Source organism: Hydrogenobaculum acidophilum (genome assembly GCF_054656715.1).
The window spans coordinates 49,814-60,948 of the sequence record NZ_BAAHXP010000003.1 but is presented as its reverse complement, the minus strand read 5'-3'; the positions used below and the strand labels follow the sequence as shown (position 1 = coordinate 60,948).

Annotated in this window: 11 protein-coding genes; 5 read left to right on the top strand and 6 right to left on the bottom strand. The window is 33.8% G+C overall.

Annotated elements, in window-relative coordinates; all coding sequences use genetic code 11:
• Nucleotides 1–20: 20 nt before the first annotated feature.
• Nucleotides 21–1,484 carry a phytoene desaturase family protein gene (locus tag ACYQZV_RS02640; RefSeq protein ID WP_459892910.1) on the top strand — a complete coding sequence of 488 codons (1,464 nt, stop codon included), beginning with the start codon at nucleotides 21–23 and terminating at the stop codon, nucleotides 1,482–1,484.
• Here the strand turns inward: ACYQZV_RS02640 and hemW are convergent.
• The 3 genes from hemW to ACYQZV_RS02625 are packed head-to-tail and all read right to left on the bottom strand — an operon-like array spanning nucleotide 1,481 to nucleotide 3,584.
• Nucleotides 1,481–2,533 (bottom strand): radical SAM family heme chaperone HemW, encoded by a 1,053-nt coding sequence (gene hemW, locus ACYQZV_RS02635; protein ID WP_459892908.1) that lies wholly within the window; start codon nucleotides 2,531–2,533, stop codon nucleotides 1,481–1,483. The genes ACYQZV_RS02640 and hemW overlap by 4 nt on opposite strands.
• On the bottom strand, nucleotides 2,524–2,853 hold the full coding sequence (locus tag ACYQZV_RS02630) for a YraN family protein (protein ID WP_459892906.1): 330 nt from the start codon (nucleotides 2,851–2,853) through the stop codon (nucleotides 2,524–2,526). The genes hemW and ACYQZV_RS02630 overlap by 10 nt, the downstream gene beginning before the upstream one ends.
• Nucleotides 2,850–3,584 carry an SAM hydrolase/SAM-dependent halogenase family protein gene (locus ACYQZV_RS02625; RefSeq protein ID WP_459892904.1) on the bottom strand — a complete coding sequence of 245 codons (735 nt, stop codon included), beginning with the start codon at nucleotides 3,582–3,584 and terminating at the stop codon, nucleotides 2,850–2,852. Before ACYQZV_RS02625 ends, ACYQZV_RS02630 begins: the two co-directional genes overlap by 4 nt.
• Nucleotides 3,585–3,769: 185 nt before the next feature.
• Between ACYQZV_RS02625 and dnaA the strand changes: the two genes are divergently transcribed.
• Complete coding sequence (gene dnaA / locus ACYQZV_RS02620) at nucleotides 3,770–5,197, top strand: chromosomal replication initiator protein DnaA (RefSeq protein WP_459892902.1); 1,428 nt, start codon at nucleotides 3,770–3,772, stop codon at nucleotides 5,195–5,197.
• On the opposite strand, the gene ACYQZV_RS02615 is transcribed toward dnaA, so the two are convergent.
• Nucleotides 5,190–5,993 carry a sulfite exporter TauE/SafE family protein gene (locus ACYQZV_RS02615; protein WP_459892900.1) on the bottom strand — a complete coding sequence of 268 codons (804 nt, stop codon included), beginning with the start codon at nucleotides 5,991–5,993 and terminating at the stop codon, nucleotides 5,190–5,192. The genes dnaA and ACYQZV_RS02615 overlap by 8 nt on opposite strands.
• Complete coding sequence (gene metG / locus ACYQZV_RS02610; protein WP_459892899.1) at nucleotides 5,990–6,325, bottom strand: methionine--tRNA ligase subunit beta; 336 nt, start codon at nucleotides 6,323–6,325, stop codon at nucleotides 5,990–5,992. The genes ACYQZV_RS02615 and metG overlap by 4 nt, the downstream gene beginning before the upstream one ends.
• A gap of 56 nt (nucleotides 6,326–6,381) precedes the next feature.
• Between metG and glgA the strand changes: the two genes are divergently transcribed.
• The 3 genes from glgA to cdaA are packed head-to-tail and all read left to right on the top strand — an operon-like array spanning nucleotide 6,382 to nucleotide 9,756.
• The gene (gene glgA / locus ACYQZV_RS02605) at nucleotides 6,382–7,830 is read left to right on the top strand and encodes a glycogen synthase GlgA (protein ID WP_459892897.1); all 1,449 of its coding nucleotides are present in this window, start codon (nucleotides 6,382–6,384) and stop codon (nucleotides 7,828–7,830) included.
• Nucleotides 7,830–9,017 carry a dihydropteroate synthase gene (folP, locus tag ACYQZV_RS02600; RefSeq protein ID WP_459892895.1) on the top strand — a complete coding sequence of 396 codons (1,188 nt, stop codon included), beginning with the start codon at nucleotides 7,830–7,832 and terminating at the stop codon, nucleotides 9,015–9,017. Before glgA ends, folP begins: the two co-directional genes overlap by 1 nt.
• On the top strand, nucleotides 9,010–9,756 hold the full coding sequence (gene cdaA, locus ACYQZV_RS02595) for a diadenylate cyclase CdaA (RefSeq protein WP_459892893.1): 747 nt from the start codon (nucleotides 9,010–9,012) through the stop codon (nucleotides 9,754–9,756). The genes folP and cdaA overlap by 8 nt, the downstream gene beginning before the upstream one ends.
• Here the strand turns inward: cdaA and ACYQZV_RS02590 are convergent.
• Nucleotides 9,753–11,135, bottom strand: a complete 1,383-nt coding sequence (locus tag ACYQZV_RS02590) for a TolC family protein (RefSeq protein ID WP_459892891.1) — start codon at nucleotides 11,133–11,135, stop codon at nucleotides 9,753–9,755. The two genes, cdaA and ACYQZV_RS02590, sit on opposite strands and share 4 nt — an antisense overlap.

Sequence of the window (11,135 nt, the reverse complement as noted above, 5' to 3'; positions counted from 1 at the left end):
CCGCTTTTGCGGGGGTTATTATGTTTGATTTTGCTATAGTAGGGGCTGGTATAGGTGGTTCTACAATATCTTCCATACTAAACTATATTGGATACAATGTAGCTTTATTTGAAAAACTTGATTATCTTTGCGGATGCGCTGGTACTTTTAAAAGAAAAGGGTATCATTACAACGTAGGAGCAGCTACATTTGTAGGCTTAGACGGTAATCTACCGCTGGCTAAACTAAAAAACCTTTTAAATTTAGAATTTCCCGTTATAAAGATAGACCCAAGCCTAAAAATCTATATAAAAGATAAAACTATAAATAGATACCAAGACAAAAATATGGCTTTTGATGAGATTCAAAAAGCGTTTTACGACAAAAACAACAAAACATTTTGGAGCACAATCTACAACACTTCAGATATTATATGGGATATACTTTACGATTTTTTACCACAGCAATCAAATTTACCAAATTTAAACATGATTTTTAGGGCTTTTAAAAATATAGATAAGATAATCAAAATTGCCCCGCATTTTTTTAAAAACGCAAAAGCCTACGCCTTGCAAACGTTAAATAGCTTAGACAACGATTACGAAAGGTTCTTGTCTTATCATACGCTTATTACAGCTCAAGGTTTTCTAGACGAAGTAAATGTGGGTGTGGCATCTTTAGGACTCACATATCCAAACTTGGACAACTATTATGTGCTTGGTGGTATGGATAAAGCTTGTGAAGCTTTTGTTAAAAACCTAAAACACGTATTTAGAAGAACTACTGTAAAAAAGATAAAACCTTACAAAGATAGGTTTATTTTAGAAACTAGCGCCGGAGAGTTTGAAGCTAAAAATATTGTATTAAATAAAACTATTTTTGATTCACATGAGCTTTTTGATGACCCTTACATAAAAGAGTTTTCTTTTAAAAGCCAAAAAACTTTTTCCAAAAAATGGGGCGCTTTTACCATGTATTTTATGGTAGATGATATTTTTGATAAAGATTTTGAATACCATCATTTTATACTTTTGGACGAAGAGATACCTTTTACAAAAAGCAAATCCATATTTCTATCCATATCTGCCAAAGAAGACAGCATCCTTTCTATAGAAAACAAAAGAAGTATAACCATATCAACACACTCTACAATAGACGAATGGTTTGGCTTAGAAAAAGAAGAGTACAGAAGAAGAAAAAAAGTTGTAGAAAACTTTATAATAGACAAACTTTACAAATATATACCTATCTTAAAAGATGCTAAATTTTACAACGTAGAATCCGGGACTCCTCTTACCTTCAAACGCTACACATCAAGATATATGGGTTCAGTAGGAGGCATTCCGGTTATAAACGAATACTTTTTCAAATATCCAAGGCCTATCACTCCTATAAAAGGCGTATATCTAATAGGAGATACCGTTTTCCCAGGTCAAGGATGGCCAGGGGTCAGCTTAGGTGCCATAAATTTAGCAAAGATGATAGATAAAAACTTCAAAATTTAGATTATCTCTGATATTATAGCGTTTGATACAAGCCAATACTCTGGTTTTATAAAAACTCTACCATTCTTTCTTTCAAAAAAATCCTCAAGATGCTTTGGTATTTCTATTGTAGATGCTTCTACACCCTTTATAGTTCTAAGTCCCATCATTATTTTGTTTTTTATGTGTTCTTCTTCGTTTAGGGCTTTTAAAAATATGCGCTTGTTTATGATATTTTCTTTGTAAGCATCTATATCTTTGGGGTTTGAAAATATAAAAGGCTCTACTTTTGAATGAGCCCCTGCTCCTATGCCAAGATAGTTTTTGTATTCCCAATATCCTAAGTTATGTTTTGATTGATAGCCTTCTTTTGCAAAGTTAGATATTTCGTAGTGAGTATAGTTTTTTAGTTTTTCTCTTAAAAGCTCATAAAAAATAGCTATTTCATCTTCATTTTTTTGCCTTTCCTTATGTGAATAAAGAGGCGTATGTTGGTAGAATGTTAACATATAAAAAGACACATGGTTTAGCTCAAGCCTAAGCACATTGTCTATATCGTTGGAAAAATCTTCCAAACTTTGGTCTGGTATGCCAAATATGATATCTACGCTTATATTGTTAAAACCAACCACTTTTGCATAATCTATACTATTTAAAGCATCTTCGCTTTTATGCGTTCTTCCAAGCCATAAAAGATGCTTTTGGTTAAAGCTCTGCACTCCAAAACTTAACCTATTTATACCTATATCGTATAATCCTTTAAAATCGTCCTTTGAATAATCCTTTGGGTTTAACTCCATCGTTATCTCTTCTATTTTTGACAAGTCTACCAAGTTTTTTAGCTTTTTTAAAAATAGTTCGTAAGACTTTGGTTTAAAAATAGAAGGTGTCCCGCCGCCAAAATAAATGGTTTTTAGATGAAAATCAAACTCATAAAGCTTTAACTCTTCCAGCAAAACGTCAAAGTAAGCTTCAGAGCTTTCTGTTATCACCGAAAAAAAATCACAGTAATGACACTTTGACGAGCAATAAGGTATGTGTATATAAAGATGCTCTATTCCTAAAGACATATGTTCTCTATATGGGTTATGCCATCTTTGTAAATTACGATAGCATCTATCTCTATATCTTCTAAATTTATATTGTTTGCAATAGCGTACTCCAAAAGACAAAGCCTTATTCTTTCAAGTTTCTTTTTATCAATGCGCTCTTCTGGAAAGCCGTAAAGGTCTGTATGATTTCCTTTTACTTCAAAAGCTATAATCTTGTTTGATTTTTTGGCTATTATATCTATTTCGCCCCTTTTACATCTATAGTTTCTTTTCAATACCGTATATCCTTTTTCTAAAAGCCATGAAAAAGCAATATCTTCAAACTCTTTTCCTTTCATATTACAAGTTTAAAGCTTTTGCTGTTGGTAAAATCTTTAAAAGACCCTTGATTTACAAAAAACTCCAAATATCCAAAGCTTCCACAGGTAATGCCAGGTGAATTTCTTGGGGCTTTTGCAAAATACTCAAAATAATCTATCTTTTGATTATCTATGATGGCGTATTTTGGTTTTACGCATTTTATGTTTGTAATAGCATTCCCAAACTTATCGTAAAAGAGTATAGCACCTTCTATAGCTTCTTCTTTTACAGTTGGCTTTGGTATATCTAAAGAATATCTATAGCTTATTTTAGGACCTAAAAAGTCTATAGACCTTAGTTTATGAATATAAGCACAGGCTGGGGCAAAAATATCTCTTCCGTGAAAAGTGTTGGAAGTAGGCTTTAAAATGTAAGGATGGCTTGATATATCAACACAAAAAGGAGTTTTTTCAAACACCATATCAAACAAACCGTTCATGGGTCCCACAAAAAAATAGTCTTCGTATTTGCAAGCTACTGGCATTCTTGACGAGCCTACCCCTGGGTCTATTACCCCCATAAATACAGTTTCTTTTGGAAAATATCTGTAAGAACATGTCAGATAAAAAGCCCCTTTTAAAATATCGTAAGAGTCTATGTTATGTGTAATATCTACTATTTCAACATTTTTTTCAACAGATAAGATAACGCCCTTTACAATGCCTACATAAGGGTCATCTGTTCCAAAATCTGTTATCATAGCTATCATACAATAAAGTATAGCATAATTTTTTAACATAGAATAGATGGCGAGTTTGATTCTTTTGGGGTTTATTTGTTTTATTAATTTTTTATTAAGGACGCCTAATCCTTTAGAAAAAATTCCTGAAAGTATTGATATAAATACGATTTTTTATATTTTTACCACTTACCACGTCTATATACTTAACATTTATGAATAAAAACTTAAGTCAATTTAAAAAAATTGTGGCCCCTAAAAAAGTAGTTATAAGTTTATTGAAACTAAAAGATTACGAAGACACAAACCAAGCCAAAGAATTGTGGCAGGATATACTAGAAAGCTTAAGCAAAAAAATAGACAAACCTACTATGGCGCTTCTTAAAAGCCTAAAACCAAAAGGTATAAAAGATAAAACCATCCTATTAGAATGTCCAACCGAACAATCAAAAACCTGGATATCAAAGAGTCTTGGCCGTATATTAAAAGACGAAGCAAGCAAAAGAGGTATTTCCATAAAGTTGAGCGTCCACCAAGAAGCACAGCAAGAGCCTACCGAACACGCGCATCAACAACAAAATCAAGATGTTTTAGATAAGAATACCACAGCGCAAAACAAGAAGGTTCTTTTAAAAGAAGGGATATCCTCTAGATATACCTTTGATAATTTTATAGTGGGCAAAAGAAACGAGGTGGCTTACAAAGCATCTTTGGACGTAGCCACAAATACAAGTTCTATTTACAATCCTCTTTTTATATATGGAAAAGTAGGAAGCGGCAAAACGCATCTTTTGCAAGCTATAGGCAACAAAGCTTACTCCTTTGGAAGAAGCGTAATATACATATCTATGAACGATTTTACAGAAGAGATGGTTTATTATTTAAAAGCTGGAAACATAATAGCTTTTAGAGAAAAATACAAACATGTAGACATACTTTTGATAGACGATATTCAGTTTTTATCTGGAAAAGAGCGAACCCAAATAGAGCTTTTTAACATATTCAACTACCTTTTTCAATATAACAAACACATAGTGTTTGCTAGCGATAAACATCCAAGGGATATAAAAGATATTTCAGAGAGGTTGATAAGCAGGTTTGAAGGTGGTCTTTTGGTGGAAACGAGCATAGACGAACAGATAAAGCTCTCTATTATCAAACAAAAAATACAGCTCTACGGATTAAACATAGACGATAGGCTAATATCCTATATAAAAGACAACACCACCACAAACGCTAGAGAAATAGAGGGACTTGTGCTTCAAATAAAGGCAAAAGGCGGCTCAATACTAGAAGCTATAGATGAGCAGGGAAAAGACTTACCACAAAAACCTCTAAAAAATATAGATATTGATTTCATTAAAAAGGTCGTAGCTAGCTATTTTAACTTAAGTTTAGATGTTTTTAACAAAAGCCATAAAAACAAAAAATATGCCACCGCTAAACATATAGCCATATTCTTATCAAGAGAGTTTACTGACCTATCCCTTATGGATATAGCAAGGGCTTTTAACATAAAATCCCATTCTAGTGTAAGCCACTCCATAAAAAAAATAGAACAGGCTATAAAAGAAGATAAAACAGTCCAATATTCAGTGTCTTCCTTAAGAGAAATAGTAAAGACTAAAGCCAAAGCTATCTGATGTTTTTGTATATTATATATATGCCTACAAGTATTACCGCAAAAGCATAGAAAACTTTGAGGTTCTTAGCATTCAAACGTCGCGCTATTTTTACTCCTATAAATCCCCCAACAAATCCGCCTATCAGGTAACAAACAGCTATCAAAACACTTACCTCATTTTTCATGGCATATACAAGAGCAGTGGTAATACCAAACATACCCACAGATATCAAAGAAGTACCAATAGCCTTTATAGTGCTTAAGTTTGTGCTAAAAAGCAAAGCTGGCACTATTAAAAAACCACCACCTATACCAAAAAACCCAGATAATATACCCACAAAAAGACCAGACAAAGCTATAAGGAAAGGGTTACCGGATATGCTTTCTTTATGAAATTCCTTTTTCTCCTTTGTAGAAAGGACATAAAATGCTATAGCTATCATCATAAAACCAAAAGCCACGAGCAAATCCTTTCCCCTTAAGGAAGCTCCTGCGTAAGCCCCAAAGAATGAGCCTATTATCCCTGGAATTGCAAATATAAAACCTTCTTTTAAGCTTACGTTACCGTGTCTAAAGTGAAACAAAGAGTTTATAAAAGCGTTTATACCTACCGCCAAAGCAGTGCTACCTATGGCAAGGTGCTTAACTTTATTATCCAATTCAGGACTTAATTTTCCATTGTCAAGCCCAACAAAATAAAGAAGCAAAGGTACAGCCAATATAGAACCACCCCCACCAATAAGAGATAAAATAAGCCCCACAAACAACCCAGATACTATAGATAGTATGTACTGAAAAAGGGTTATATGTATCATCTTGCAAACGCACCATCCTTTACATCTTTATCTGGTACTATAAGAGAGAAAGACTCTCCATCTGATAAGGCTAGCACCATACCCTGGGATTCAAAGCCCATCATCTTTCTTGGTTTCAGATTATATACCACGAGGATTTTTTTGCCTACAAGTTCCTCTTTTGTATAATATTGCTTTATGCCTGCTAATATGATACGTTTTTCATCTCCTATTTTTACCTCTAATTTTAAAAGCTTATCAGACTTTGGCACTTCTTCTACATCCAACACAGTAGCCAAAGCTAACTTCACCTTTGCAAAATCTTCTATACCTATTAGCTCTACATTTTCCATAAAGATATTATATAAGATTTTTTTACCAAAGAGGTTTTGTATGGTAAAATTAAAATATGAACATATGTTTCATAGCCTCCGAATGCGATCCCTTGGTGAAAGTGGGTGGGTTGGGAGACGTTGTAAAATCCCTTGCTAAGGAGCTTATAACGCTTGGTCATCATGTTTCTATAATACTACCTTTTTACAAATCCATAAAAGTAACCAATGCAGAATTTATAAGCCAAAAGACGTTGAACCTTGGTGGAGTTTATTACAACTTTAATATATATAAAACAGTAGTAGAAAATATAGATATATTTTTGATACATCAAAAAAATTTTTTTGATAGGGAATACGTTTACGGCACACCAAAAGGCCCATACGAAGACAACTATCTTAGGTTTGCATTTTTTTCTTTAGCATCGCTGGAAACACTATCAAGCGTATGTGTAATCCCAGACATTATCCATATCCATGATTGGCATACAGCTCTGGTGGCGGTTTATAAAGACTTATATTTTAAATATCTTACCGAAACCGCTACAGTCTTCACCATACATAACATAGCTTTTCAAGGCATATTTCCAAACCACATACTACCTCAAATAGGTATACCCTGGGAACTTTTCAATCCAGAGGATTTGGAATTTTACAACCAAGTGAACTATCTAAAAGGTGGTATAGTACACTCTGATGTGATTACCACGGTGAGTAAAACACACGCAAAAGAGATTCAAACCAACATGGGATTTGGCTTAGAAGGTGTTTTAAGAGAAAAGAGATACGTTTTTGGGATTTTAAATGGAATAGATACAGAGCTTTGGAATCCAGCCACCGACAAACATTTATACCAAAACTATGATCAAAAAAGCTTTAAAGAAGGTAAAGAAAAAAATAAAATTTACATAAAAGAACTTTTTGGTCTTGAAACAAGCCACAAAAGACCGTTGGCTGTCTTTATAGCAAGACTTGCCAGACAAAAGGGTCTTGATTTAATAGAAAAAGCAATAGATGATGCTGTCAGCATAGGATACGATTTCATATTTTTAGGGTCTGGCGACTATTTTTACCAAGGACAAGTGCTTGATATGGTAAAAAGAAACATGGGACATGTGGCCGCCAGGATAGAGTACAACGACGTTTTATCAAGAAAGCTCTATGCCGGTGCCGATATGTTTCTTATGCCTTCTGAATACGAGCCTTGTGGCATAGGACAAATGATTGCCATGAGATACGGAAGCATACCGATAGTACACAAAACCGGAGGCCTTGCTGATACAGTTATTGATTATCATAAAGACAAAGAGCACGGTACAGGATTTTCTTTTGAAGATTACACCTACAAAGATTTACTTTATGCTCTTGCGAGAGCAATGATAGTTTATCAAACAAAAAATTACGAAGACAACAAAGAGTGGTATAACCTCGTTTTAAACGCCATAACCCAGGATTTTTCTTGGAGAAAAAGCGTTCAAGAGTATGTAAAAATATATAAAACTGCAAAGCTAATAAGAATGCACTAATGAAGATAACGCTTTTACAAAACTCAAAAGATGTTCATGTTTATATAAAAAGAAATATAAGATATAGCATCAAAACTGACGAAATATCAAAAATAGCACCTTCTTTAGCTATAAAGCTCGAAGGCACTTTAGAAGAGGATGTGGTAAAAAAATCAAAAGATTTTGGGGTTTTTTGCTACAACCAAGACAAATGGGCTTTTATAATAGGAAACAAATATTCTATTTTTGAGCTTTTAAAAGCCACAAAACCAAAAATATCAAAAGAAATTATAAAACATATTACAAACTTTGACAAAGAGCATAGATACAACATCTCATACAACAGCAAAGTATTGCATCTATCGGACTTAAGACCGCTTATAATGAGTGTGGTAAATTTAACAGAGGACTCTTTTTATGCACCTTCAAGAGTAAGCGAGAAAGATATATTAAAAAAAGTAGAAAAAATGATAGAAGAGGGTGCTGATATAATAGATTTAGGTCCCCAATCCACAAGACCGGGCGCAGAAGAGATATCTTCTCATAGTGAGGTTTTAAAGCTTTTAGAACCGTTAAAAGCAATAAGAAAAGAGTTTAAAAATATATGGATATCCATAGATACATACTTCTCCAACACCGCCAGAATATGCTTAGAAGAGGGTGCAGATATCATAAACGATATAAGCGGCGGGATGTTTGACGAAGACATGCTTAGGACTATAGCTATTTACAATTGCCCATATATTATAGGACATTCATCTTCTTACAAACCAAAGGATTGGCCAAAGATAGATTTTGAATATGAAGATATAACAATAGATATAATAAATCACTTTAAAAGCCAAGAAACTAAGCTTCTGGAGTTTGGATACAACCTATTCAACGGACTCATCATAGACCCATGTATTGGCTTTGCCAAAAAACCTGTTCACAACTTAGAGATTTTAAACGAGATAGAGGCTTTGAGAAGCTTAGATAGACCTATACTTATAGGCACATCGAGAAAATCTTTTATAGGCATTGTTATCAAGGAATTTTTGCAAAAAAAATCAATTCCTCCACCGGAAGATAGGCTCGTAGGAAGTTTGGGCTCTATAGCCCAAAGTATCGTTAAAAATGCTTGTAATATCGTAAGGGTACACGATGTAAAAGAGACCAAAGAATTTATAGCTATTCTAGATGCCGTAAGGAACTATCACTATGCGTGATATTTTTCAGTTTATAACTACAAAAGATTTAATAGATATAGCGTTGGTTTATTTTCTCGTATACGAAGTTATATACTATATGGCAAAATCAAGGGGAGGCCAGATATTAAAGGGCGTAATTGTAATAGCCATAATCTGGATGTTGTCTGAAGTCTTAGGACTTAAGACAATGTCTTTTATATTCGAGAAGCTCTGGACCTTAGGTATAGTAGTGCTTGTAATAATATTCCAACCTGAGATAAGAAGAGCGCTATCAAGATTGGGAGAAAGAACCAGCATCCAAAAAAATACTCAAGCCACTCAAAAAGCAATAGAGCGCATAGCCATGGCTTGCTCCTTTCTATCTCAAAGGCAAATAGGCGCTCTTATTGTAATAGAAAGAAACCAAAGCCTAGAAGATATCATAGACGGATGCTCCCACATAGACGCTATCGTATCTGTAGAACTTCTTATAACAATATTTTATCCTATGACACCCTTGCATGATGGAGCCGTTGTAATAAAAGAAGATAAGATAGTGTACGCTTCTTGTGTATTACCTTTATCAAAAAGTAAAGAGTTACCAAAAAAGTATGGTACAAGACATAGAGCTGCCGTAGGAATTACTGAAGAATCTGATGCTATAGCCATAGTGGTATCAGAAGAGACCGGAGATATATCTTTTATAAAAAGCGGGGTTATAACAAAAATGGAAAGTCCAGATATGCTAAAAGAATGCCTCGAAAAAGAATTAAGCTAATATCCCAATACGTTGTAAAGAGATGTAATATCCTGTATAAGTTTTAGTTTTTGATTTAGTATGTTTTCTTTAGATTCAATTAAATTTGTTTTATAATTTAACAAGCTTGGGTATGTTATAAGACCAGCTTTATAGTTTGCAAGAGCTATATTATATTGGTCTAGTGTATTTTTATATGTGTTTTCAAGGTTTTTATAGTTTATACTATCTATTTTATACTGAGCTATAGCGTCGTCTACTTCTTTAAAAGCATTCAAAACTGTCTGCCTATAGTTTAATATACTTTGAGCCAACTCTATCTTTGACGCTTTGTAAATACCTAAATTTTGATTCCAGTTTAGAATAGGAGTTAAGATATCAAGACCAAAATTCCATGCTATGCTTGGCTGCGTGATAAGTTCGTTCAGCTTCTGAGATTGATAACCATAGTTTGCTGTAAGGTCAAAAGATGGAAAAAAGTTTGCTAGAGCTATCTTTTTCTGATAGGCACTCGATATAACGTTATACATAGCCTCTTTCACATCGGGTCTTGTCGTCAATACCGTTGATGGAATAGCTTTTGGTATTGCAAAACTCTGAGGCATAGTACCGTATATTGAAAATTTAAAATCTTCCGGATATTCTCCCAAAAGGTACGCAAAGGCGTTTATCAACACCTTTCTTTGAGCTTTATAGGTTTCTAAAGTTTGCTCTAAGTTAAGTAGCGTATTGTTAGCTTGGTCTACGCTTTGATAAGAGGTAAGACCTGCCTTGTAGTTTGCTTTGGCAATCTCTAAATTCTTTTTGGCTACAGCTATTTCTTTTTCTAAAAGCCTGATGTAATGAGCATTTTCTACAATCTGGTAGTAGTTGTTTACGGTATTCATTACAAGGGCGTTTTTTATAGCCTTTGCTTCTTCTTTTGATATTTTTACATTTTCTTTGTAGTACCTGTAAGCATTTAGAGCTTTTGCAAAAAGGTCAATCTCGTAAGAGGCATTTACAGATAAATTGTAAGTGGTATAAGGAGGCACGTTGAAAAATCTTCCGGTAGGAGTACGTTTAGACAGCTTTTGTTTTGTGGCAGAAGCGTTTAAATTGAAACTGGGAAAAAGTACAGATGAATTTTCTAAAACATAAGCCTTTGAGAGTTCTATATTTTTAAGGGCAATAAGATAGCTTGTGTTGTTTTTAAGGGCTAAGTCTACGTAGTAATCCAAGGTTTTATCACCAAAGGTCTTCCACCAATCTTTGTAAAGATGTTGATTTTTTACATATTTTGAAAGCTTTTCTTTAAAAGAAGTTGGATACTTTATAGATAATGCGGTAGGTCTTGCGTAAAAAGCGCAAGAGCTAAATATAAAAGATACAAGGCTTAGCGCTAATATACCTTTTTTCAT

What these genes read in the sequence shown, in the direction of transcription:
- dnaA (WP_459892902.1), top strand. Translation starts at nt 3,770, where the DNA reads ATGAATAAAAACTTAAGTCAATTTAAAAAAATTGTGGCCCCTAAAAAA.
- folP (WP_459892895.1), top strand. Translation starts at nt 7,830, where the DNA reads ATGAAGATAACGCTTTTACAAAACTCAAAAGATGTTCATGTTTATATA.
- ACYQZV_RS02615 (WP_459892900.1), bottom strand. Translation starts at nt 5,993, where the DNA reads ATGATACATATAACCCTTTTTCAGTACATACTATCTATAGTATCTGGG.
- hemW (WP_459892908.1), bottom strand. Translation starts at nt 2,533, where the DNA reads ATGTCTTTAGGAATAGAGCATCTTTATATACACATACCTTATTGCTCG.
- metG (WP_459892899.1), bottom strand. Translation starts at nt 6,325, where the DNA reads ATGGAAAATGTAGAGCTAATAGGTATAGAAGATTTTGCAAAGGTGAAG.
- cdaA (WP_459892893.1), top strand. Translation starts at nt 9,010, where the DNA reads ATGCGTGATATTTTTCAGTTTATAACTACAAAAGATTTAATAGATATA.
- ACYQZV_RS02640 (WP_459892910.1), top strand. Translation starts at nt 21, where the DNA reads ATGTTTGATTTTGCTATAGTAGGGGCTGGTATAGGTGGTTCTACAATA.
- ACYQZV_RS02625 (WP_459892904.1), bottom strand. Translation starts at nt 3,584, where the DNA reads ATGATAGCTATGATAACAGATTTTGGAACAGATGACCCTTATGTAGGC.
- ACYQZV_RS02630 (WP_459892906.1), bottom strand. Translation starts at nt 2,853, where the DNA reads ATGAAAGGAAAAGAGTTTGAAGATATTGCTTTTTCATGGCTTTTAGAA.
- glgA (WP_459892897.1), top strand. Translation starts at nt 6,382, where the DNA reads ATGAACATATGTTTCATAGCCTCCGAATGCGATCCCTTGGTGAAAGTG.
- ACYQZV_RS02590 (WP_459892891.1), bottom strand. Translation starts at nt 11,135, where the DNA reads ATGAAAAAAGGTATATTAGCGCTAAGCCTTGTATCTTTTATATTTAGC.